A 23,109-nucleotide genomic window follows, 5' to 3' on the forward strand; every position below is an offset into this window, starting at 1 on the left:
CATGACCGACCAGCTCACGTTCCACTGGTTCCTGCCGACCAACGGCGGCGACGGCCGGCAGGTCGTCGGCGGAGGACACGGCGTCAGTGCGGGCGCCTCCGGGCGTCCCGCCTCGGTGCCCTACCTCGGTCAGATCGCCCGCAGCGCCGAGCAGCTGGGCTTCGAGGCCGCGCTGACCCCGACCGGCGCCTGGTGCGAGGACGCCTGGGTCTCCACCGCGATGATCAGCAGCCTGTCGGAGCGGCTGAAGTTCCTGGTCGCGTTCCGGCCCGGCCTCACGTCGCCCTTCCTGTCCGCGCAGATGGCCGGCACCTTCCAGAACCTCTCTGGCGGCCGGCTCCTCCTCAATGTCGTCACGGGCGGCGAGTCGCACGAGCAGCGGATGTACGGCGACTTCCTGGACAAGGACGGCCGCTACGAGCGGTGCGAGGAGTTCCTGCACGTGGTCCGATCACTGTGGACCGGCGAGACCGTGAACTTCGAGGGTAGGCACTACCGCCTCGAGGACGCGTTGCTCGACCAGGTGCCCGACCCCTTGCCGCAGATCTACTTCGGCGGGTCCTCGGAGGCGGCCGGCAAGGTCGCGGCCAAGCACGTGGACGTCTACCTGACGTGGGGTGAGCCACCCGAGGCGGTGCGCGAGAAGGTCGAGTGGATCCGCAAGCTCGCTGCCGACGAGGGTCGGGAGGGACAGGTGCGGTTCGGTGTCCGGCTGCACACGATCGCCCGCGACAGCTCCGAGGCGGCGTGGGCCGAGGCCGACCGCCTCCTCGCCGGGATCAGCGAGGACCAGATCGCCACGGTGCAGGCCGGGCTCAAGCGCAGCGAGTCCGTCGGCCAACGCCGCATGCTCGACCTCAACGCCGGCAGCAAGGACTCCCTGGAGATCCACCCGAACCTGTGGGCGGGCATCGGCCTGGTCCGCGGCGGCGCCGGCACCGCGATGGTCGGATCGTTCTCCGAGATCGCAGACCTGATCGAGCAGTACGCCGAGGTCGGCATCGAGGAGTTCGTGCTCTCCGGCTACCCGCACCTGGAGGAGTCCTACTGGTTCGGCGAGGGCGTGCTGCCGGAGCTGACCCGTCGCGGACTCTGGACGCATCCTGCCCCGGTCACCGCGTCCGCGTCGGTGCCCTTCGGCTCCGGAAGGGTCGTGTCATGACCACCGCGGTGCTCGTGGGCAACCCGAAGCCGGCGTCCCGCACGCTCGCCGCCGCGATCCATGTTGCGCGCGAGCTCTCGGGCCGAGAGCCCGACGTCGTGGTCGACCTGGCCACCCTCGGTGGGCGGCTGCTCGACTGGCACGACGAAGAGGTGGCGTCCCTGGTCGAGCAGATCGGGTCCGCGGACCTCGTCGTCGTGGCGTGTCCGACCTACAAGGCGACGTACACGGGGCTGCTCAAGCTGTTCCTCGACCGGTTCTCGACCATGGGGCTGAGCGGTGTCGCCGTGCCCCTCATGCTCGGCGCCGGCCCGGCGCACGCGCTTGCCCCGGAGCTCAGCCTCCGCCCGGTGCTGGCCGAGATCGGCGGCACCACCGTCCGCGGCCACTACGTCCTCGACAGCAGGCACGACGACCCGACCGCCTACACCGATTGGCTCGCGCAGGTCCGCCCGGTCGTCGACGCGCTCACCCAGGCAGGAGCCCCCGCATGACGATCGCAGCACTCTCCACCAACCAGGACCTCGACCCGGCCCGGCTCCGGCAGGCGTTCGGTGTGTTTCCCAGCGGTGTCGTGGCCGTGGCCGCCGATGTCGACGATCAGCGCGTCGGGCTGGCCGCGAGCTCGTTCACCTCGGTGAGCCTGGACCCGCCGCTCGTCTCGTTCTCGGTGGCCAACAGCTCCAAGACCTGGCCGGACCTGCGTCGAGCAGACCACCTCGGCCTGACGGTCCTGGCCGACCACCACAGCGACGTGTGCCGGCGCCTCGCCGGCCCGGTGGCCCATCGCTTCGACGACGTACCGGTCACCGCGTCCGACGACGGCGCGGTGACTCTGGACGAGGGTCTGGCTCGGTTCGACTGCACCATCTACCGCGAGGTGGAGGCCGGCGACCACACGATCGTGATCCTGCAGCTCCACGCCGTCGACCACACCGACACCTCGCTGCCGCTGGTCTTCCATCGCAGTGCGTTCGGCCGGCTGTCCCAGCCGGCCTGAGACCGCCACAGAGAGGTCCAGGCGACGTCAGTGATCGCGCTGTCCGTTGCCGGAGCGCGCGCACCTACTGGCCGTAGACCTGCTTGCGCAACTCCTCGGGATCGGGCACGGGCTCGTCGAAGAGGACGACGAGCTCCTCGGTCTCCATCGGGCGCTTCGTCCCGCGGGCGAACTCGACGCGTCCGGGGATCGCGAAGTCTGCGGTGCCGAGGCGAAATGCGGCGACGACCTGGTTGCGCTGCCCGAGGAACCCGTCGGCGGAGCCTGTCTCGATGGAGCAGCGGAGCGCCACTTCGCTGATGTCGACCAGGGTCCCGGTCACCGCTGCGGTGTCGTTGCCCTCGGCCGGCCGCAGCTCCACCGGGCCGGTTGCGTCCACGCGCTCGAACCGCCGCCGCTGGCCGATCGCCGCGGCGCCGGTCACGACCAGCGACCACAGCTCGTCGTCGCCGTGGACGGCGAGGATCCGGGTCGGCAGCACCATGACGGCATTGTCGGAGTCGGCCCACTCGACGCTCACGTCCGTGCCGGCGCCGTACGCCGCGTCGCCGGGCAGGTCGCGAGGCTGCGCGACGACCACCAGGCCCGTGCTGAGATTCACGACCCGACTGGGGTACTCGTCGCCCGCGGCGCCGCGCAGCACGACCGGGTCGTTGATCTCCGGATGCTCCTCCACGGGACGAACCTACGACACCTCGCCATTCCGCGGTGGCCATGTCACACCACGAGGCCGGCCGGCGTCTTGATGTCGAACCCCCGAACACGAGGAGGACGACATGACCGGAACCACCCGGATCCCCGCCGCAGAGATCACCGGCTTCAAGGGCGCGCTGATCAAGCGGTTCGCCAGGAAGGCCCTCGGCCAGGTGCCGAGCTCGCTGGGGGTCTACTGGCACAACCAGAAGGTGCTGACGAGCATGGCGAACGCCGGTGCCAAGGTGAAGAAGTGGGACGCGTGCGACGAGCAGCTCAAGTCGTTCGCGCACATGGCGGTCGCGGCACAGGTCGGCTGCAGCTGGTGCCTCGACTACAACTACTTCGAGGCCAACAACCTGAACCTCGACATGGAGAAGGCGCGCGAGATCCCGCGGTGGCGCGAGTCCGCCGTCTTCTCGCCGCTCGAGCGGCAGACCCTGGAGTACGCCGAGGCGATGACGGTCACCCCGCCCTCGGTCACCGACGAGATGGTCGCGCGGCTGCGCGACGAGCTGGGCGACGCCGCGCTCGTGGAGCTGACCGCCGTGATCGCGTTCGCCAACTTCACCACGCGCCCGAACGTGGCGCTGGGCATCGAGTCGGACGGCTTCGCCGCTGCCTGCGGCCTCAGGCCGCTTGCGCAGCCGGTGTCCGTAGGGTCGTGACCATGGCAGAGGACCCCTTCGTGGCCCATCGCGGCCTGCTGTTCACGGTTGCCTACGAGATGCTCGGCTCGGCGGTCGACGCCGAGGACGTGGTGCAGGAGTCGTGGCTGCGGTGGGATGCGATCGGCGAGGAGGCGCGCGCTGACGTGCGCGACCCGCGTGCCTTCCTGGTGCGGATGGTGACCCGCAAGGCGCTCGACCGGCTGCGGTCGAACGCGCGCCGCCGCGAGGAGTACGTCGGGGAGTGGCTGCCCGAGCCGCTGCTCACGGCGCCGGACGTCGCCGAAGACGTCGAGCTGGCCGAGAGCGTATCGATCGCCATGCTCACCGTGCTGGAGACGCTCACCCCCGTCGAGCGGGCGGTGTTCGTGCTGCGGGAGGTCTTCGACGTCCCGTACGACGAGATCGCCGCGGCGGTCGACAAGTCACCGGCCGCCGTGCGGCAGCTGGCGCACCGGGCGCGCCAGCACGTCGCCGCGCGGCGCCCACGGGTCGAGGTCAGCCGCGTCGAGCAGCAGGCGGTGGTCGAGCGGTTCGTCGCCGCCGTCACCCAGGGCGACCTGCAAGGCCTGCTCGACGTGCTGGCGCCCGACGTGGTCCTGGTCGCCGACGGCGGCGGCGTGGTGCAGGCCGTCGTCAACCCGGTCGTGGGCGCCAAGAAGGTCGCGAACCTGCTGCGGCCCTTCGGCCGGCTCGCCCCGGGCGCCGAGATGCTGCCGGTGCTGCTCAACGGCGCGGTGGGGATCCGGATCGTGGGCACCCTCGACGGCGCCGACACCGCGGTCAGCTTCGTCGTCGAGGAAGGTCGGATCTCCCGGATCTACGCGATGCGCAACCCCGCGAAGCTCGGTCGGATCGACGACCAGGCGACGCTCAGCCGGTAGCGAGGGGCTGCTCTCCTCTCCGGCGCTAAGAGCTTGCCGGTGCCTCGAGCTCTTCGATCGCCCGGTCGAAGGCCTTGTCAGCCGCCTGCCACGGCAGGGACGGCCCGGCCCCCTCGGCCAGCCCGAGCAGGTGCGGCACGAGGTCAGCGCTGAACCCCTCGCTGGCCTCGCGGGGAAGCAACGACGGCAGGTTGTCGATGGCGATGACCTCCAGCGGCGCAGTGCCGTGCTTCGGGTTGCCGCCGTGCAGTCGGCGTACCGGCTCCTCCCACGTGGTGATCTCGGTGTTCACCGGGAGCATGTTGGTGGGGCCGGTGACGTCGCAGGTCACGTCCGCGAGCACCCGCAGCCGGCGCTCGTGCTCCAGGTCCGCCTGCTCCACGAACGGCGTCGTCGGAGTGTGTGTGACCACGCAGTTCACCAGCAGGTCGTGGCCCAGGAGCGCCTGCTTGTGCAGATCCCGGGTCTCCTGGCGGTCCCACCGGGTGATCGGCACGCCGGCCGTCATCAGCGCCCGCTGGGCGCCGCGCCCGGACCGTCCGCGGGCCCCGGTGACCAGCGCCAGCAGCAGGTCGGTCCCGTCCCTCCCGGCTTGCTCCAACTGTGCGTCGAGCTCGTGCTTCGCCATGGGGTGCAGCGGTGTGGCCAGCGTGCCGGCCAGGTGCAGCAACCCGAGTGCGGCGCCCACGTAGCCCGCCCAGTAGCCGAAGGCCACCAGCCGCTTGCCGTCCTCGTCGGTCAGGTACTCGATGTCGAGCAGCCGACCTCCGCCGCGCCGGAACCGCTCGAGGGTGTTCCGGGCGTCCTCCTGGCCCTTGAACGAGTGCGCGAAGTAGATGTGCCGGTGGCAGAGCGACGCCGGCTCGTCCGGAAGCTCCTTGATCCCGAGGACGTAGGCGTCCTGGGGCGCGTCGGTCCACGTGCCCTCGCCCGCGACGAACGCCCCAGCCGCGGCGTACTCGTCGACGGGGAAGATCCGTTGGGGCGACTCCTCGATGGTCACCTCGAACCCGGAGTCCACCAGCAGCGGGATGTCGGCGGGTACGACGGGCGCACGCCGCTCGGTGCCGCGGGACTCGGATCGGATCCACAGGTGGACGGGCTGCATGTGGTCAGGATGTCATCGTCGCGCACGGTGCGGTCTCGCAGGTTCGGGCCGCCCTTCGAGCCCCGCCTCGCAGCCGTAGCGATGCGCGGACCTGCGGGAGCTGAGTGCGTCCGGCACCGCGGCTCCATTCAGTGTCAGAAGGCGACGAGATCAACCCGCACCGGCCGAGAACATCAAGGACCCGCCCCGCGCCGCTATCTGTCCACGGCCCACCTGCTCCTCCCTCTCAAAGGCGCCTGCGGACAGGTCGCGGGCCGAGGAAGAAGCAGGTGCGCCATGACCGTCCCCACCCGCGTCCCCCGGCCCGGACCACTCCGCCGGCCGGTCCTGTTCCGGCTCAAGCGAGAGATGTTCGTCGGCTCCTACCAGCGAGTCTTCGTGCGCACCCGCACCCTCGGGTTCTCCTTCGAGGACCTCGACTTCGAGGTGCCCGGCGGCGAGGGCTGCACGGTGTCCATGTCGAAGGACGAGTCGTTCGACCCCAAGCGGCCGACCGTCATGCTGCTCGCCGGCGACGTGCCGGGCGACTACAAGCTGGTGGCGACGGAGCGGAGCACCGGGAACTTCGTGGGGGAGGCGCACTTCGTCGTCACCAACGAGTGGGACGACCCGACCGCTTCTCCGACGCGCTGGTTCGGGGGCGCCCTCGAGCTCTCCGGCCCGCAGCCGACGTGGGGCGGCGGCGACCCGAACGGTCCGCAGAACGTGCCCACCACGCCGCAGACCGGCACCCGCAACATCGTTGTCGTGCTCGTCGACACCAACGACCAGCGCTGGGCCACGACCGGCACCGCGGTGGCCGACGCGCAGCAGAACTGGGCCGACAACCTCGTCAACGGGACCATCGGCAGCGATGGCGTCACTCGCAGCGTCGCGCAGTACTACCGCGAGGTGTCCTACTTCAACGGCACCGACGGAATCGACATCTCCGGGAACGTGCTTCCCGACGTCGTGCACCTGCCGAACGGCTGGTCGTCGTACTTCACCCTCGATGTGAACAGCGACTGGCAGGCGGTCAGCACCTTCTGCCGCACGGTGATGACCACGGCCGGGGTGGACAAGTTCGCCGGCGCCAACATGATCGTCTGCGTCGTGCAGCCGGTCTCCGGCCCGCCGTCGAAGATCGCCTGGCCGTACGGCGGGTTCGACGCAACCGGCACCTACACCGACGGGTCGGGGCACAGCCAGACCGTCTCCGCGCGGGGGGTGGTCATGTCGAACACCTGGGGCGACGGCACCAGCCTCGACCAGGGCGGTGGCCGCACGAAGTACGAGACCCTCACCCACGAGCTCGGCCACACCCTCAACCTCGGCGACGCGTACAAGCCCGTCGTCGCGGGCCGCAACGTCGGCAACAACGCCACCGGCGTGAGCTGGGACCCGATGGACTGGGAGGACCCGTGGCCGCACTTCACCGCCGCGCACCGGCTGATGCTCGGCTGGCTCAAGCCGCAGTGGGTGAAGACCTTCGACTTCCTGGCGCTCGGCAGCCTGGTCGACGAGGAGGTCGTGCTCGCGCCGGTCGAGCACGGCGCGCCGTTCCCCAACTCCTTCAGCGCGATCGAGGTGCGCGTGGGCGACGGGCACAACTACTACTTCGAGTACCGCCGCGGCGAGGCCGGTGAGATCGGCGACGAGCAGCTGATCCCCGACGCGCGGGTCGTCGGCATCGACGTCTCGGCCGCGAGCTCGACCCGGCCCGACGTGCTGCTCCTGGCCAAGCACAGCGACGACGACGGCGCCGTGCTCGACGTCGGCCAGAGGTACCACGAGATCGATGCGACCACCCCGACGTACCCCGTCGACTTCCGCGCGGAGGTCATCGAGATCACCGCGGACTTCGCCCGCGTGCGGATCCGTTACGACGTGGTCGGCAAGCCCGACCCGACGATCCGGCCGTGGCCCCGCGACGCCGCGCACCCCTGGCAGAGCCCGGACATCGAGGTCTCCAACGCCAAGAGCCTCGCCGACGCCCAGTTCGCCAACGTTCCGTGGAACGGCCACCCCAACACCGTGACCGCGAAGATCCGCAACGGCGGCACGCTGAACGCGCCCGGTGTGACCGCGAAGTTCTACTGGAAGGACTACACCGTCGGCGGCGCCCCCGAGGCGCTGATCGCGACCGACACCCACGACATCGCTCCGGGTGCCACGGTCGACTTCAGCGTGCAGTGGACGCCGGTCGCGCCGTCCAATCCGTCACACCCGCAGCACTACTGCATCATCGTGCGGATCGACCCCTACTCCGCGCCGACCACCCCGCCGGTGTCGGAGCTCACGCCCAACAACAACGAGGCGCAGAGCAACTACGCGCGATTCATCTCGGCCTCCTCCTCGCCGCCCAGCCGGCAGGTCAGCGAGGTCTCGGTGTCCAACCCGTACGCCGCTCCGACGCGCTTCTTCCTCCAGGCCGGGCAGGTGCACCCGCATTACCGCACCTACCTCGAGCACCAGGCCCTGACGTTGGCGGCAGGGGAGCGGCGGCCGGTGCAGGTGATGTTCGAGTACGCCCCGGACGCGGTCGGCAATGACGACCCCTCGATGGATCCGGAGCGTGAGGGCGGCCGCAAGGACCCGGGTCGCGACCACCCCCGCGACGACAAGCACCCGCGGATCTTCCCCAACCACGTCAGCGTCGTCGGCCTGCTCGAGGACCCGGAGGACCCCTTCCTCCACGGGCCAGGCGTGGTCACCGGCGTCAACGCCGAGGTCGCCTACGGACGTGCGACCCGCTTCGACGGCGAGCTGAAGAGCGACGGCTCACTGGTGCTGGGCAGGGTGGTCACCGTCGACGACGGGGCCGGCGTACCCGCGGGCAGCGTGATCCTCGCTTGGCACGACGACCGGGGCGAGGAGACGACGTCGGCCACGAAGATCGCCGGCAACGGCGAGTTCCGCGGCTTCGTCGATGACCGGGCCCGCTCGGTGCAGGCGCACTTCGTCCCGCCGCCCGGCTACGGCGAGTGCGCGTCGGAGGAGCACCAGCTCAAGCACTGAGCCCGGGGCGACCCTGCGGACCGGCGACGGTCCGTAGGGTCGGGGCCGCGTCCTCCTCAACCTTCGCCTCGCCGTGAGCCGCGGGTGGAGAGTGAGAACATCGTGCCGTGGCGAACGGTTCTCGCCTGGATGCGGCGATTGACGCGATCGGGCGATACCGCTGGCCAGCGATGGCCGTACTCGGTGTCGGCTATGTGGCGGCCAATCCTCATTGGCTTCAAGTCAGCATCTGGATCGTTGCCTTCGGAAGGTTCTTCTGGCTGCCCTGGCTCGTGTCACTGATCAGGCACCGGGAGATCTGGTTGGACCATCATCGGATACCTTGGCGAAGGTGAGCTCGGGGGCGCTCGGGGGAGCGGCTGAAGAACCGATGAGTGCACGAAGAAAGCGGTTCGGAATCGCCTTGCGGACACTCACGGTTCGCCTTTGATCCACCTGCGACTGGCACCTTCTGCGGCATCGTCCAAGGGAGTCACGTGCGTCGCGGTCTACTGGTGGTTGCTGCCCTGGCGGGGTTCATCGTTTTCACGGAGCTGGCAGCCGACGCGCACGGATTGAACTCCGTGGTGTACGCCCAGGTGACGTCCCCGCAGCCGAACCACGTCCGGGTCAAGCTCGGGCTCGAGTACGACCTGCTGGTGGTGTCCGTCGCGTCGGCCGAGAAGGACGACAGCTTCTACCAGGATGGCCAGCCGGCCTGGGACGACGGCGACTATCCAGCCATGGTCAAGGCGGTGCAGGGACACATCGACTCGATCACGAAGTACGTCGCCCTGCGATTCACGGTGAGGGCCGGCTCGGGGAACCGCTGTTCGCCGACCATGGAGCAAGCCGTGTCGGTGGACCTGAACAAGACCCAGGACGTGCCGTATGCGACCGTCTTCTTCGACTACACCTGCCCCCAGATGGGGGAGACTGAACACGGTCACCTGATCCGATCGGCCCTGTTCCCGGACTCCGAGAAGTTCATCAAGCAGACCAAGACGGTCCTCACCTACGTGCTGGACGGGAAGTCCGGCTCCGCGGCCCTGGACGACTCACACGCGTCGTTCTCCACCGAGCAGAGCTGGTACCAGCGCTTCTGGGAGTTCTTCCGTCTCGGCGCGAACCACTTGCTGACCGGCCTTGATCACATCCTGTTCCTGATCGCCCTGATCGCGGGATCGCGGCGTCTGCGCGAGGTCGTGCTGGCGGCGACGACATTCACCGTCGCCCATTCGGTCACCTTCATCCTGGCGGCGCTCGGTGTCGTCAGTCCGCCCACGCGGATCGTGGAACCGACGATCGCGCTCTCGATCGCAGCCGTCGCCGCGTTCCATCTCTGGCGGCTCCGCACGCGAGGCAGCCGCGCCACAGAATTCGACACGGGCGGCGGCATCCTTCTGGGCCTCGACCGCGCCGGGTGGCTCCGGCTCACGATCGTCTTCTGTTTCGGACTCGTCCACGGACTCGGCTTCGCCGGTGCACTCGGGATCACGAGCTCGTTCTCATGGCAGCTGCTGTGGTCGCTGCTCGTGTTCAACGTCGGCATCGAGGCCGTGCAGATAGCCATCATCGTGGCGGTCTTCCCCGTGCTCGCCGTGTTGCGGCGGAGCAACCAGAGGCTGTACCTGTGGGTCACGGGCCTCATCGCCGCCGGTGTCACGGTGATGGGCCTGGTCTGGTTCGCACAGCGCCTGGGCTGATCAGAAGCAGTGCTGATCAGTATCGATCGGCCGGGATCCTCACGATGACGCTCGTGTATCCGCTGAGCACCGCCGCAACCCCTGCACGCAGGGCCGCGTACGCCCGTGGGGCAGTCACCGCGGCCGGGTCGTAGGAGAGAGACTCGTCGAGTCCCTCGCCGAGATAGGCCGAGCCGGTCCAGTCGGTGGCAGCGATGTTGATCGTCGGCTCCGCGACCTCGGCGCCGAGCACCAGGAACTGCTGCCGCTCGTCGCCGGCGTAGTTGGCCGAAACCGCGGCGACGGGATCCACCAGGCTGTTGCCGGCGGTAACGATCACGTCCGCGTGGTCGCCCTTCGCGGCGTTGTCGATGTCCTGGACGAATGCGTGAGGGTCGTCGAGGTATCGGACCTTGAGCTTCACGCGGGCGTCCGCCTTCGCCCACCGCTTGACCGCGCCGACGAGGATGGCGACCTGCGGGGTCTGGGCCGTGTTCGCGTCCTTCCCGGCCGCGAGCACCAGGACCCGGTAGTCACTCGCCGGCCGCACCTTGTCCCAGGTCTCCGGATCCGGGTTGATCACCTGGCTGCTGTAGTAGCTGTCGAGGTCCGGAGCGTTGAACCCCTCAGCGAGGTGCCCGTCGGCACGCGGGGCCGAGTGCGGAGCACTCCAGTCCATGTCGTCCGTGCGCGTCAGGAGAAGCACTGTCGCTGCGACGAGCGCTGCCGCGACGACGATCGTCACGGTGACGCCTCGAGTGCGACGACGAATCGAAACGGGCAAAGCCACTCCTTGAACGGGGGGCGTGGGACGGGATGAGAGCGCGGTTGGGCGCGCTCATTAAAGCGCCGGAACGGAGGTCCTTCGGCCGTCGGCGCCAGAAGTACGCGTGAGGCGAGCCGAAACGTCCGTCCATGTTCACTCGGACTTCATCGGGCACCGAGAGGTTTGCGCCGCAAGCACCCCCGACCTCGCAAAGGATCGCCATCAATGAACGCCAGCTCGTCGCGGACTTCGAAGTCCGTACGCCGCCGCGCGGTCGCCAGCGTCGGGGCCTTGGCCCTCGGTGCGGGCACCCTCGTCACCGGCGTCCTCGCCCCAGCAGCCCAGGCCGCGGGCACGGTCACCGTGAAGGACATCGTTCTAGGAGCGGGTGCCAACGAGACACAGCGCTACGTCACCTGGTACGCCAGTGCCGGGACCGACTCGACCGTCCAGCTGGAGAAGACCGCCGACCTCAACGCCGGCGCCTTTGACGAGGACGTGATGAGCTACAGCGCCAGCGTCACCCCGACGACAGGGGCGTCTGGCGGCGACATCGCCCGCTCGCCGTACCGGGGCAGCGCGCTGCTCGACACCCTCGAGGCGAACACGGCGTACTCCTACCAGGTCCTGGCGTCCGACGGCAGCACGTCGCCGACGTACACCTTCAAGACCGGTTCGTTCGGTCTCGGCAGTGGCTTCGAGTTCGCCGCGTTCGGTGACCCGCAGCTGGGTGCCGACTCCAACAACAACTCGCAGTCGACCTCTGCCGACCTGAAGGAGGACGCCGCCGGCTGGGCCGACACCCTGAGCGTCCTGCAGTCCGACGCCAGCGACGACGCCCTGCCGCTGGAGCTGCTCACGTCCACCGGTGACCAGATCGAGACCGCGAACGTCGAGTCCCAGTGGGACGCCTGGTTCACGCCTGACCAGCTGCGGACGCTGCCGTACGCCGCCGCGATCGGCAACCACGACTCCTCCGACCTCGGCTACAAGTACCACTTCTCCCTGCCGAACTACGACACGACGACCGCTGACCTGCAGACGACCGCGGGCGGCGACTACTGGTACGTCTACAAGGGCGTGCTGTTCGTGGTGATCAACTCCAACGCCCAGGGCTCCTCCAAGGACCCGGCGCACATGGCGTTCGTGACGAAGGCGGTCAAGGCCAACCCCGGCGCCAAGTGGCGCGTCGTGTCCTACCACCACGCGCTCTACTCGCCGGCCGCGCACGCCAACGACGCGGACGCGACCGCCCGTCGCCCCGTCTACACGCAGGGGTTCTCCGAGCTCGGCATCAACCTGGTGCTCCAGGGACACGACCACTCGTACTCGCGCTCCTACGTGCTGCAGAACAAGGGCGGTGGCGCGGACCGGCAGAACGCTGCCGAGGCACAGGGCGCGAACAACGTGGTTGCCGGTCCCGGCGGCGTCATCTACGTGACCACCAACTCCGCGTCCGGGTCCAAGTACTACAACCTCACCGAGCCGATCGCGGGCACGAGCGACGCCACCCACACGGGCAAGTACCCGGCTGCCACGATGCCCAACGCGCCGTCGGCCGGTGGGACGCACACCCTGCACTGGGCCAACTCGGTCGAGAACCAGGACTACGTCCGTACCTACCTGAAGGTCGCCGTCACGGCGGACAAGCTCGCGGTGACCAACGTGGTCGCAGGTGTGTGTGACTACCCGAACAAGTACACGACACAGCACGTCGGCACCTGGTGCGGTGCGTCGCAGACCACGACCACGCTTGCGGACACCAACGGAAACGGCACGTTCGACCGGAACCAGCCCGCCAGCGGCGCGCCGGGGCAGTCGAGCAACGCGACCGCAGACAAGTACACGACCACCACTGGGGTGGCCCCTGTCGGCTCGGCGCAGGACTCGGTCAACATCACGAAGTGGGACGGCACCCAGGGCGACGGGCAGTTGCTCGCCCTCGACGTCCCGCCTGCGAACCCTGGTGAGCTGGGTTGGTTCATCAACGGAGGCAACCACCTGATCAACCTCGGGACGGCCAACCGCCACGGCAACTACTTCACCGCCACCGGTGCGGTCGACCCGCTCTCGGTCACGGACTCCCGGACCTTCGGGGACACGTCCTGGTCCCTGAACGCCCAGGTGTCCGACTTCAAGGACGGCAACGCAACACTGCTCGCGAAGTACGTCGGCTGGGCGCCGAAGATCGTCGCCGCCGGAGGCGGCGCCAACGCGGGCGCAGCCGTGGTCGATGGGTACAGCGGCGGGACTGGTCTCGGCTCGTCGCGCACCCTTGCGTCGGCGGGCAACGGTCACGCTCCGGGCACGGCCCAGGTCGGTGCCGACCTCAGCCTGAAGTTCCCCGTGTCAGTCAGCGGCGACGCGGCACACAACTTCTGGGCTGAGATCACCTACACGCTGCTGTAGCTCGGAAGGAAAGCTCGACCCGATCCAGGGGTGGGGGCAGTGCCGACGCGGCGCTGCCCCCACCTGCTCGTCCGTATCTCTTGTCGTGAAGGTTTGTGATCATGTCCTCGTTCAAACGGTTGTTCGCCGTGCTGACCGCTCTCGTCCTCCTCTGCCTCGGCGTTGGCACCGTCCCTGCTCATGCGGACGGGTCGGCGGATTCCTACTCCTGGTCCGTACGGACAGCGTTGAGCAAGTACGGATCCGACCGGCCGAAGTTCACCTACACCGTGAAGCCGGGCGAGCAGCTGACGGACGGCATCGACATCGCCAACAAGGGCCGCAAGGCGATCACGCTGAAGATCTACGCCGCGGACGGCTTCACGACCGACTCCGGCGGGTTCGACATCCTCACCCCCGACAAGGGGTCGAAGGAGATCGGCGCCTGGGTGAAGCCCGAGGTCACGCGAGTCTCCATCCCGGCACACCGGCAGGTCCAGATCCCGTTCACCATGACCGTCCCTGAGAATGCCACTCCTGGCGACCACTTGGGCGGCATCGTGACCGTGCTCGATCAGCAGGACCCGTCCGGCACGGGGACCGTCGTCCACCGGCGCATGGGCCTGCGCGTCGAAGCGCGCGTCAGCGGCGTGGTGCGCTCGCAGCTGAAGATCGAGCACGTGACGCTCGGCTACGACGGCCACAACCCGATCGCCGCCGGCCACGCCACCCTCAGCTACACGGTGCGCAACACCGGCAACACGGTGTTAGGTGGGCTGCAGAGGGTCAAGATCGCAGGCGGACTCGGATCGTCGTCGCGTACGGTCGACCTCGCGCGCCTGCCGGACCTGCTGCCCGGTGAGACCTGGGAGGCGAAAGCGTCCGTCGACGACGTACGCGCAATGCTGTGGCTGTCCGGGAAGGTCACCGTGACACCGGTGGTGACGGACGCGGCTGGTTCCACCTCGACACTCGCGCCGGTCACGGCGTCCACTCGCGCGGTTGTCTCGGCGTGGTCATTCGTGATCCTGCTCGGCTTGCTCGTCGCAGTCGGCCTCCTGGTCTGGTTCGTCGTCCTCGCGGTGAAGCGCTGGCGACGGTCAAGCAAGGCGAGGGTCGACGCAAAGGTCGCCGCGGCGGTCGAGGACGCGCTGCTCATGGAGAAGGCTCAGAAGTAGCGTCGCCAGTCGATCTCGACTCGGGTCTCGGTCTCTGCTTCGATCAGTGCGACGGCTCGATCGGGCAGCAGACACTCTGACGCGCCCGCGATTCCTGAAGGCGGTTGCATGATCGATCACGGTAGGTACCTGACGCGCTGCGTGGAGCTTGCGCGTGAGGCGCTCGACGATGGCGACGACCCGTTCGGCTCCGTGCTGGTGGACAGCTCGGGCAACGTGGCGGCGGAGGCGCGGAACCGGGAGACGACCAGGGCGGACCCGACCGCGCATCCGGAGCTCGAGCTTGCCCAGTGGGCCTGGCGAAACCTGAGTGCGCCGGAGCGGTCGAGCGCCACGGTCTACACCTCCGGCGAGCACTGCCCGATGTGCGCCGCAGCGCATGGATGGGTCGGGCTCGGGGCCATCGTCTTCGCGGTGTCCGCGCCTCAGCTCTCCGAATGGCGCGCGTCCTGGGAACTGCCGGCTTCCCCGGTTGCTCCACTGCCGCTGGCCGCCGTCCTGCCCGGCACTCCCGTCACCGGGCCGGTGAAGCCCTACGACGAGATGATGTTCGGGCTCCATCAGACGGCGGCCAGCCGCCGCGGTTAGGCGTGTCAGTCGGCGGTGCTGAAGAACGTGCGAAGGTCGGCCACGACGGCGTCGGGGTTCTCGAGCACCGCGAAGTGACCACCGTGGTCGAACTCCGACCAGTGCTGGATGTTCGCGTTGTCCCGCTCGGCCAGCGACCTGATCGTCTGGAAGTCGTCACGGAACACTGCGACTCCGAGTCGGCCCGTGCTCACCACCGGCTCGCGCTCGGCGTGCGCCTCCTCGTAGTGGTAGCGGACGGAGCCGGCCGCGGTGTTCGTGAGCCAGTACAACGTCACCTGCTCCAGCACCTGCTCCGGCGTCACCAGGGAGGTGCCGTTGCCGAAGCTCTCGAAGAGCTCGGAGTAGGCGAGCTGCCCGACCGGGCTGTCGGAGAGGCCGGCCGCCACCGTCTGCGGACGCGAGCCGTTCATCGCGTTGTAGCCACCCACGGACTGGAACCACTGCATGTGCTCCAGGGCGGCGTACTCCTTCGGCCCGAACCCCTCGAACTCAGCCGGGTCACCCGACGGGAAGGAGAACAGCTGGAGCACGTGAGCCCCGAGGAAGCCCTGCGGGTCGAGGACCGCCAGCTCGCGGCCGACCATCGCGCCGCCGTCGGAGCCGTGGACGCCGTACGACGAGTAGCCGAGCCGGCGCATCAGCGTGTCCCAGGTGCGGGCGACGCGTGCCATCGTCCAGCCGCCGTCGACGACCGGGGTGGAGAAGCCGAAGCCGGGCATCGAGGGGATGACGACGTCGAAGGCGTCCTCGGGCCGGCCGCCGTGCGCCTCCGGGTCGGTGAGCGGGCCGACGAGCGGCAGGAACTCGAGGAACGAGCCGGGGTAGGTGTGCGACAGCACTACGGCGCGGGCGCCCGGCACGGCTGAGCGCACGTGGACGAAGTGGATCGTCTGCCCGTCGATCACCGTCGTGTAGTTCGGCAGGGCGTTGATCCGGCTCTCGACGGCGCGCCAGTCGAGCTGCTTCCAGCGCTCGACCATGTCGCGGAGGTACGCCGACGGGGTTCCGTAGTCCCACGAGTCACCGGGTGCTGCGGGGGCGAACCGGGTGGACTCGAGCCGGCGCTGCAGGTCGTCGATCTTCGCCTGCGGGATCTCGACGGTGAAGGGGCGGATCGTGGTGTCGGTCGTGCTGGTCATGGCGGTCTCCTCGGTGTCGGTGATCTGTCTTGCGCATTTGGTCGGCTTCGACCTCGTGATCACGACGCTACGAGCGATTCCGGACGATATGCTTCCGGAATATTCACCGAGCCGGAGGTTGATTTGGGCGAGACCGCGACCCGCACCCTTGCGCTCCTGTCGCTGCTCCAGATCAGGCCAGACTGGTCGGGCGTCGACCTCGCGAGCCGCCTCGGCGTCTCCGACCGGACGATCCGCAACGACGTCAGCCGACTCCGCGAGCTCGGCTACCCCGTCGACGCGGTGCGCGGCCCGGGCGGCCACTACCGCCTCGGAGTGGGCGCGAAGCTGCCGCCCCTCCTGCTCGACGACGAGGAGGCGGTGGCGGTGGCCATCGGGCTGCGATCAGCCACCGGCATCGCCGGAGTCGAGGAGACCAGCGCTCGGGCACTGGCGAAGCTGGAGCAGGTGCTGCCCGACCGGCTGCGTCGCAAGCTCTCGGCACTGATCAAGGCGACCACGAGCGGTCCGGTCAACACGTCCAGCAACGTCGAGGACCCCGAGGTCGACGCCGCTGTCCTCGACGCGATCTCGCTGGCGATCCGCGACCACGACGGCATCCGTTGCGACTACCGGGGCGACCCGCGCGAGATCGAGCCGTATCACCTCGTCGCCTGGCAGCGACGGTGGTACCTCGTCGCTCGCGACCCACGGCGCGACGAGTGGGCGCCGTACCGGGTGGACTGGCTCCGGCTCAAGACGCCCGGCGGACGGCGGTTCGCGCCGGCCGAATTCCCGGGTGACATCACGGAGTTCGTCGTCCGTGAGGTGGCCCGCACCGGGTGGGCGGTGCATGCCCGGATCCGCGTCGACGCTCCGGTCGACGAGGTGGTCGCCCGGATCAATCCCGCTGTCGGCACGGTCGAGGCGCACCCGGACGGCGGCAGCGTGCTGGTCACCGGTGGCGACAGCCTCGAGGTCGTCGCGGTCTGGATGTCGATGCTCGGCATGCCGTTCCACGTCAGTGAGCCGCCCGAGCTCGTCGCGCGGGTCAGGGACCTGGCCGAGAGGTACGCCGCCGCGCTGCCGTGACGCCCTGCCCCGGCCCGATGAAGCCTCGAGTTCGAGCCCGGAGCCGTTGACACCTCAGCACACCGGTCACAGTTCCCAGGTCGGCGCCTGGTCGAGATCAGGCTCGTAGCTGCAGGTGAAGCCGGTCCGGATGTGGGTTGCCAGGTGGCGGCCGACGACGGGATCGGCAGCCCTGATCGTGTCGATGGCGGTCGTGATCGCCTTGCGCACCGTCACGCGGGCGCGTTCGCTGCTGCCTCCGACACGGCGGGCGCGCCCGCCGAGCCCGGTGGCGGCCGAGACCTCGGCGAGCAGTGCGGCGCGCTCCGCGACCACGGTCTCCGCACGGGTGGCGTCGCCGGTGGCGTCGGCAGCGTCGAGCGCCTCGTCGAGCTGTCGGAGGCGCCTGCGGTACGCCGTCATCGCGGTGGCGTCCGCCCGGGGTCCGAGATCGTTCTCGGCCACGGAACCACCGGCGAGCGTGAGTGCGTCGATGCCGCTCCCCGGCTGGGAGAGCAGCAGGTGCAGGTGGGCCATGCCCTTGCGCGCCGGCACCGGCGTCGTCGCGCCCGCGTGGCCCACCAGCCACGTGCCGGGCGGGCCGGGACGCAGGGTCATCCGGCTGCCGTGCACGCGGCCGTCTTTCGGGTCATCGGGCAGCGCCGGGGACCAGTGCTCGAGGCGGCGGCGCCACCAGGTTGCGCCGATCCGGGTGTACGTCGCGAGCGCTGCCGCCCGCAGCCGGGCGGCTGCCTCGTGATCGCCGAGGACGTCCGCTGCCCGGGAGAGGGTGTCGTCGGTGATGCCGTGGAACATCACCGCGCCTGAGGCGACGACCGGCCGGCCGGCGTACGGGGCGAGTAGGGGTGCGACCCGGGCGACGAGGTCTGTGTCGCCGGCGTGCAGGGCGACGTCGAGGACCAGCTGGAGGGTCGGCAGGTAGCTGAAGTCGCGCGGCAGCGCAGCCAGCACACCTGCCTCGAACGTCGAGGCCAGCGCGACAGCGCGCTCGATCTCGCCGGCGCCGAGCCACATCCAGGCCGCTTCGGCGTACAGCTCGCGGAGACCTTCGGCGATCGCGAAGTCCTCGGCCAGCTGCGCGAGCTCGGCAGCCGTGGCCCGGTCGCCGGAGTGCACCGCGGCGTACGCACGCATGCTGGACAGGACGAGCCAGCCGTCGGCCAGCCCGGCGGTCTCGGAGGCCCGGCCCGCGAGCGCGATGAGCTCGGCGGCAGTGTCGGTCCTTCCCCGAAGCAGGTCGAGGGTGAGCCGCCGTGACGCCGCGAAGAACATTGCTCGCGGGGACTCCTCGCCGAGCACTTCCAGCGCACGCATCTGGCGGTTCATGGCGAGGAGATCGAGCAGTTCCATCGCGACGGTGAGCGTCCACAGGTGCGCCTGGGTGCGTGCGTCGACGTCGGTCAGGTGCGCGGTGACGTCGTCGAGCTGTCGTGCCAGGTCGGTGCGCACGGAGAGCTCGTCGGGCCCCCAGTGCGTGGCGAGCGCAGCGTCGAGGGCGTCGGCGATGAGTGCACCGTCACCGGTGGCGGTCGCGTGGGCAAGGGCGGCGTCGGAGAAGGGGACCGCGCGGATGTGGGCCCCGGCATAGACCCAGCATCGCGCCAGGGTGGCGCCGAGCCGGGCGCGGACGTGGTCGTCGGTGGAGGCCTCGAACGCCTCGTGGAGGACCGCGGGGATCTTCCCAGGCTCGGTGCCGAAGACGTAGGTCTCGGCCAGGCGCAGTGCCTGGAGTACCGGGTCCGGGAGGTCCCCCGCGGTGGATCCCACAGGTTCCATGGTCGCACTAGGGCCGCAGCAGCGTGACCGCGTTCGCGTGCTCGCGCTGACGGTCCTCGTCCCAGTCGCCGGTGCAGTAGAGCGTGAAGTCGTCGACCGCACCACTCTCGTCGAGGTCGAGGATGAAGCCCTCCCGGCAGTACCACTGATGGCCGCCGTCCTCCCAGCGCTCCTCGAGCTTGACCAGGTATCCGGTCGCGGTGGGCGTGACCCGTTCCAGGCGGACGCGGCCGGGCTGGGGGTGCAGTCGGCGCCGACCAGCGATGAGCTCGTGCGCGCCGGCAGTCTGGATCCGCCAGCGCGGGAAGGTCAGGTCGCCGAAGACGGTGGGTGCGAACAGGCCCTCGGGGGCGTCACCTCCGCTCTCGAGGAATGCGACGAACTGCTCGACGCTGGTCTGGATCGTCGCGGGCAGCGGCATCGTAGACGTCGTCATCACGCACCTGCTCCCGCGGCTGCGACGTTGCGCTCGACGACCGCCATCGTCTCGCCGAGTGCGTCGGTCGGACTGAACTCGACGACGCTCGTCCCGCCCGCGACCAGGGGCAAGTGGCCGGGCGCCGCGTAGTAGGCGTCGCCCGCGCCATAGGTCTCCTCGTGGTCGGCCCATCGGAACGTGACCTGACCGGACTGCACGATGCCCCAGTGCGGGCACTGGCAGCGGTCGTCCGGCAGACCCTCGAAGAACGGCGCCGGATCGGCCTCCAAGGCGAAGGTCTCGAACCCGACCGTGTAGCCGCCGAGCTCGGCGTACCGGCCCTCGATCTGGGGAAGGTCGACGGCCACCGGGGTGGCCATCTTGCTGGCACTGGGCATGGTTTCCTCCAAGGGGATTGCAGTGGTGCTGACACCCTCGAGGCGTGACTTCTCAGGTCACATCGTGACCGAGCACTCAGCAGGCGGTGTGACGCACCTGATCAGACCCTGTATCGGTGTGCCACTCCCACGCGAGGACTCGAGTGGCCCGGAATAGGCTGCCGTCGACCCCGAGCAGAAGGGACCGCCATGACCGCGACACCGGCCACCATGCGCCAGCTCCGGAGCCTCGTCACACCGGAGCGCGAACTGCGGCTCTCGGTGGAGACGGTGGACGTACCCCAGCCCGGGGGGCGAGAGGTGCTGGTGCGGGTCGAGGCGGCGCCGGTCAATCCGTCCGACCTGGGGCTGTTGCTCGCGATGGCCGACGTCACCCAGGCGGTCGCAGGCGGATCCGAGGACGAGCCGACCGTGACGGCCCCCATTGCCGAGCCGGTCATGCGCGCTCTGGCGGCCAGGGTTGGCCGGTCCATGACGGTCGGCAACGAGGGCGCCGGTGTGGTGGTCGCAGCCGGGGCGTCGCCGGAGGCAGAGTCGCTGCTCGGCCGCACGGTGGCGTTCATCGGGGGAGCGACGTACGGCGAGTACTGCCTCGCCTCGCCGCAGATGTGCCTCCCGCTCCCCGACGGGGCGACTCCGGTTGACGGAGCATCGTCGTTCGTGAACCCGCTGACCGCGCTGGGCATGGTGGAGACGATGCGCCGAGAGGGTCACACCGGGCTGGTGCACACGGCGGCCGCGTCGAATCTCGGGCAGATGCTCAACCGGATCTGCCTGGCCGACGACGTCCCGCTGGTCAACATCGTGCGGCGTCCGGAGCAGGCTCAGCTGTTGCGGGAGCAGGGCGCGGTGCACGTGTGCGACTCCAGCGAGCCGACGTTCGAGGCCGACCTCGTCGAGGTGCTTCGGCACACCAGAGCAACCTTGGCGTTCGACGCGGTCGGTGGTGGGCAGCTGGCGAGCCAGGTCCTCAACGCCATGGAGGCGGCGATCGTGCCGGCCGACGCGCCGTACAGCCGCTACGGCAGCGACGTCCACAAGCAGGTCTACGTGTACGGCGCGCTGGACCCGCGGCCGATCGAGCTGCGTCGCCGGTTCGGCTTCGCCTGGGGCGTCGGCGGCTGGCTGCTGACGCCTTTCCTCTCGCGAACCAGCACTGAGGACCTGGCCCGACTGCGGAAACGGGTCTCGGACGAGCTCACCACGACGTTCGCCAGTCACTACACCGACCAGGTCTCGTTGCGCGAGGCGCTGGACGTGGAGACGCTGCAGCGCTACGCACGGCAGGCCACCGGGGAGAAGTTCCTGCTACGGCCGCAACGCTGACGCATCAGGTGAGTCCGGAGCGACGTCTGCGAGCCTGAGCTGCGATCACCACCACGACCACCGCGATGGTCAGAAGGGTGGAGTAGTGGTCGATCTTGTGGACGACGTCGACAGCGGGTTTGCCGATGGCGTAGCCCAGGCCGACGGCGGGTCCGACCCAGAGCAGCGTGCCGAGCAGGTCCAGTGCCAGGAAGGTGCGCAGGCGCATCCCCGACAGACCGGCGGCCGCATAGATCAGCACCGTCGGTAGCGGCAGGTAGTACGCCAGTACGACGCCGGCAGGACCGTACCGCTCGGCCATCCGCTCGAGCCGGGCCGCACGTGCGTCGCGTCTGGCGATTTCACGCGGCGACGAGCCACGGCCCAGGAAGAGGTGCAGCGCTCGGTCGCCCCATCGTCGCCCCGCCCACCAGAACACCCAGTCGAACATCATCGTCGCGGGCAGACCGGCGGCCACTGCGACCCACACCGGGAGCTCGCCCAGACGGCTGCGTGCGCCGACCGTCACCTCTGCCAAGGTCGACCCGCTCAGGATCTCCAGCAGCAACGGATGCGACCCGATCAGCGCCGGGACGAGCGGCCACAACGCGAGCGAGTACGCGAGGTACGCGCCGAGCAGGAGCGCGATCGCCTTGTCGGCCGGTCCGGCGGTTTCGCCCCACGGCGCCGGGACGCCGCTCGGCTCCGCCGGGCTCGGGCCATCTGTCTCGACGCTCATCAGAACGAGTGTCCCAGCCGTCAGGTAGCTCCCGACCACACAAGCCGTCGTCGCCGCCGTCCGCGAAAGCCTTCGTCCGGGGCAACGCCTCGCACGACCGGTTCCAGCTCGTCAGGCGCTGGTCGGCAGGATCACGATCTTGCCGGTGAGGGTGCCGTCCGCGGCCCGGGCGTGGATGGACGGCAGGTCCGTCATCGGGACGCGCTCGGCGACGTCGATGGTGAGATCGCCCCGGTCGGCGCGGGCTGCCAGCGCGGCCAGCTGCCTGGTGTCGCTGCGGACGAAGAGATCGATGCCGCGTACGCCGCGCGCCTGGTCGGACGGGGCGGGCATCCACACGGTGGTGTTGACGATGACTCCACCGTCGCGGACGACGCCCGCCAGCCTGTTGAACTGATCGGGACTGATCGGGGCCAGGTTGAGCAGCACGTCCACGGGCTCGCGGACCGCTGCACTGACGTCGCCGGCAGTGTGGTCGATGATCTCGTCCGCTCCCTGCTTCGTCACATGCTCGCTCGTGCGCGGGGTCGCCGTGGCGATGACGTGGGCGCCGACCGACTTGGCCAGCTGTACGGCGTACCCGCCCACCGCGCCGTCGGCACCGTTGATCAGGATCCGCTGCCCGGCTCGCAGGTTCGCGTGCTCGAAGAGCGCCTGCCACGCGGTGAGCCCGACGAGGGGCAGGGCGGCGGCGTCGGCGAGCGGGATGCTCGTGGGTGCGGGCGCGAGGTCTGCAGCGGTGGCCAGCACGTACTCGGCCGTGGCGCCGTCGTCGCCGAACGGCAGGAACCCGATGACACGGTCGTCCTGCCGAAGTGTGTCCACACCATCGCCGAGCGCGTCGATGGTGCCGGCCAGGTCGAGGCCCGGGGTGTGCGGCAGGTCCATGGGCATCGGTCCCTGCATGCGGCCGGCTCGGATGTTGGCGTCGACGCCGTTGAACGACGTGGCAGCGACGCGCACGCGTACCTGTCCCGGGCCGGGAGTGGGCAGGTCCACCTCCTCCACACGCAACACCTCGGGGTCGCCGTACTCGCGGAATCGGATCGCCTTCATGGTCAGCTCCTCGCTCATCGTGAAGTGCTTCGAATCCGAAGCACACCGAGACGGTAGCGCTGCTTTGAATTCGAAGCAAGTGCTTCGAATCTGAACATTCGGCGTTAG

General features: G+C 69.6%; 21 protein-coding genes. 12 read left to right on the top strand and 9 right to left on the bottom strand.

The window, feature by feature from the left end; translation table 11 throughout:
• The first annotated feature begins 1 nt into the window (after position 1).
• Genes ACVW00_RS02385 through ACVW00_RS02395 form a run of 3 tightly spaced genes read left to right on the top strand, consistent with a single transcriptional unit; the run spans position 2 to position 2,162 of the window.
• Positions 2-1,162, top strand: a complete 1,161-nt coding sequence (locus ACVW00_RS02385) for an LLM class flavin-dependent oxidoreductase (protein WP_457109297.1) — start codon at positions 2-4, stop codon at positions 1,160-1,162.
• Complete coding sequence (locus tag ACVW00_RS02390; RefSeq protein WP_457109298.1) at positions 1,159-1,656, top strand: NAD(P)H-dependent oxidoreductase; 498 nt, start codon at positions 1,159-1,161, stop codon at positions 1,654-1,656. Before ACVW00_RS02385 ends, ACVW00_RS02390 begins: the two co-directional genes overlap by 4 nt.
• Entirely contained in the window at positions 1,653-2,162 is a 510-nt protein-coding gene (locus ACVW00_RS02395; protein WP_457109299.1) for a flavin reductase family protein, read from the top strand. Before ACVW00_RS02390 ends, ACVW00_RS02395 begins: the two co-directional genes overlap by 4 nt.
• A gap of 64 nt (positions 2,163-2,226) precedes the next feature.
• On the opposite strand, the gene ACVW00_RS02400 is transcribed toward ACVW00_RS02395, so the two are convergent.
• Entirely contained in the window at positions 2,227-2,838 is a 612-nt protein-coding gene (locus tag ACVW00_RS02400) for a PilZ domain-containing protein (RefSeq protein ID WP_457109300.1), read from the bottom strand.
• Positions 2,839-2,938: 100 nt separating this feature from the next.
• Between ACVW00_RS02400 and ACVW00_RS02405 the strand changes: the two genes are divergently transcribed.
• Entirely contained in the window at positions 2,939-3,523 is a 585-nt protein-coding gene (locus tag ACVW00_RS02405) for a carboxymuconolactone decarboxylase family protein (RefSeq protein ID WP_457109301.1), read from the top strand.
• Between the two features lie 2 nt (positions 3,524-3,525).
• Entirely contained in the window at positions 3,526-4,407 is an 882-nt protein-coding gene (locus tag ACVW00_RS02410) for an RNA polymerase sigma-70 factor (RefSeq protein WP_457109302.1), read from the top strand.
• A 25-nt stretch (positions 4,408-4,432) separates the two neighbouring features.
• On the opposite strand, the gene ACVW00_RS02415 is transcribed toward ACVW00_RS02410, so the two are convergent.
• Positions 4,433-5,515 carry a saccharopine dehydrogenase gene (locus ACVW00_RS02415; RefSeq protein WP_457109303.1) on the bottom strand — a complete coding sequence of 361 codons (1,083 nt, stop codon included), beginning with the start codon at positions 5,513-5,515 and terminating at the stop codon, positions 4,433-4,435.
• Positions 5,516-5,791: 276 nt separating this feature from the next.
• On the opposite strand from ACVW00_RS02415, the gene ACVW00_RS02420 reads away from it, so the two are divergent.
• Both ACVW00_RS02420 and ACVW00_RS02425 read left to right on the top strand, forming a co-directional pair.
• Positions 5,792-8,512 (top strand): CARDB domain-containing protein, encoded by a 2,721-nt coding sequence (locus ACVW00_RS02420; RefSeq protein WP_457109304.1) that lies wholly within the window; start codon positions 5,792-5,794, stop codon positions 8,510-8,512.
• A gap of 494 nt (positions 8,513-9,006) precedes the next feature.
• Complete coding sequence (locus ACVW00_RS02425) at positions 9,007-10,197, top strand: HupE/UreJ family protein (protein WP_457109305.1); 1,191 nt, start codon at positions 9,007-9,009, stop codon at positions 10,195-10,197.
• Between the two features lie 16 nt (positions 10,198-10,213).
• On the opposite strand, the gene ACVW00_RS02430 is transcribed toward ACVW00_RS02425, so the two are convergent.
• Positions 10,214-10,921 carry a hypothetical protein gene (locus tag ACVW00_RS02430; protein WP_457109306.1) on the bottom strand — a complete coding sequence of 236 codons (708 nt, stop codon included), beginning with the start codon at positions 10,919-10,921 and terminating at the stop codon, positions 10,214-10,216.
• Between the two features lie 246 nt (positions 10,922-11,167).
• Between ACVW00_RS02430 and ACVW00_RS02435 the strand changes: the two genes are divergently transcribed.
• The 3 genes from ACVW00_RS02435 to ACVW00_RS02445 all read left to right on the top strand — a co-directional run bounded on the left by ACVW00_RS02435 (position 11,168) and on the right by ACVW00_RS02445 (position 15,096).
• Positions 11,168-13,351 carry a fibronectin type III domain-containing protein gene (locus ACVW00_RS02435; protein ID WP_457109307.1) on the top strand — a complete coding sequence of 728 codons (2,184 nt, stop codon included), beginning with the start codon at positions 11,168-11,170 and terminating at the stop codon, positions 13,349-13,351.
• A 101-nt stretch (positions 13,352-13,452) separates the two neighbouring features.
• On the top strand, positions 13,453-14,508 hold the full coding sequence (locus tag ACVW00_RS02440) for a WxL protein peptidoglycan domain-containing protein (protein WP_457109308.1): 1,056 nt from the start codon (positions 13,453-13,455) through the stop codon (positions 14,506-14,508).
• Positions 14,509-14,616: 108 nt separating this feature from the next.
• Positions 14,617-15,096, top strand: coding sequence for a nucleoside deaminase (locus tag ACVW00_RS02445; RefSeq protein ID WP_457109309.1), 480 nt, complete (start codon positions 14,617-14,619; stop codon positions 15,094-15,096).
• Positions 15,097-15,101: 5 nt separating this feature from the next.
• On the opposite strand, the gene ACVW00_RS02450 is transcribed toward ACVW00_RS02445, so the two are convergent.
• A complete protein-coding gene (locus ACVW00_RS02450) occupies positions 15,102-16,238 on the bottom strand; it encodes an epoxide hydrolase family protein (RefSeq protein WP_457109310.1) in 1,137 nt (378 codons plus the stop codon).
• 123 nt (positions 16,239-16,361) lie between these two features.
• Between ACVW00_RS02450 and ACVW00_RS02455 the strand changes: the two genes are divergently transcribed.
• Entirely contained in the window at positions 16,362-17,309 is a 948-nt protein-coding gene (locus tag ACVW00_RS02455) for a helix-turn-helix transcriptional regulator (RefSeq protein ID WP_457109311.1), read from the top strand.
• A 66-nt stretch (positions 17,310-17,375) separates the two neighbouring features.
• Here ACVW00_RS02455 and ACVW00_RS02460 read toward each other — a convergent pair whose 3' ends face one another.
• Genes ACVW00_RS02460 through ACVW00_RS02470 form a run of 3 tightly spaced genes read right to left on the bottom strand, consistent with a single transcriptional unit; the run spans position 17,376 to position 19,901 of the window.
• On the bottom strand, positions 17,376-19,076 hold the full coding sequence (locus ACVW00_RS02460) for a hypothetical protein (protein ID WP_457109312.1): 1,701 nt from the start codon (positions 19,074-19,076) through the stop codon (positions 17,376-17,378).
• A gap of 16 nt (positions 19,077-19,092) precedes the next feature.
• A complete protein-coding gene (locus ACVW00_RS02465) occupies positions 19,093-19,521 on the bottom strand; it encodes a hypothetical protein (protein WP_457109313.1) in 429 nt (142 codons plus the stop codon).
• Complete coding sequence (locus tag ACVW00_RS02470) at positions 19,521-19,901, bottom strand: cupin domain-containing protein (RefSeq protein WP_457109314.1); 381 nt, start codon at positions 19,899-19,901, stop codon at positions 19,521-19,523. Before ACVW00_RS02470 ends, ACVW00_RS02465 begins: the two co-directional genes overlap by 1 nt.
• Positions 19,902-20,090: 189 nt before the next feature.
• On the opposite strand from ACVW00_RS02470, the gene ACVW00_RS02475 reads away from it, so the two are divergent.
• A complete protein-coding gene (locus tag ACVW00_RS02475) occupies positions 20,091-21,227 on the top strand; it encodes a zinc-binding dehydrogenase (RefSeq protein ID WP_457109315.1) in 1,137 nt (378 codons plus the stop codon).
• Positions 21,228-21,231: 4 nt separating this feature from the next.
• Here the strand turns inward: ACVW00_RS02475 and ACVW00_RS02480 are convergent, their stop codons facing one another.
• Entirely contained in the window at positions 21,232-21,945 is a 714-nt protein-coding gene (locus ACVW00_RS02480; RefSeq protein WP_457109316.1) for a DedA family protein, read from the bottom strand.
• A gap of 111 nt (positions 21,946-22,056) precedes the next feature.
• Positions 22,057-23,001: an NADP-dependent oxidoreductase gene (locus ACVW00_RS02485; protein WP_457109317.1), complete on the bottom strand. Its 945-nt coding sequence runs from the start codon at positions 22,999-23,001 to the stop codon at positions 22,057-22,059.
• Positions 23,002-23,109 lie beyond the last annotated feature (108 nt).

This window comes from Marmoricola sp. URHA0025 HA25 (assembly GCF_054059435.1).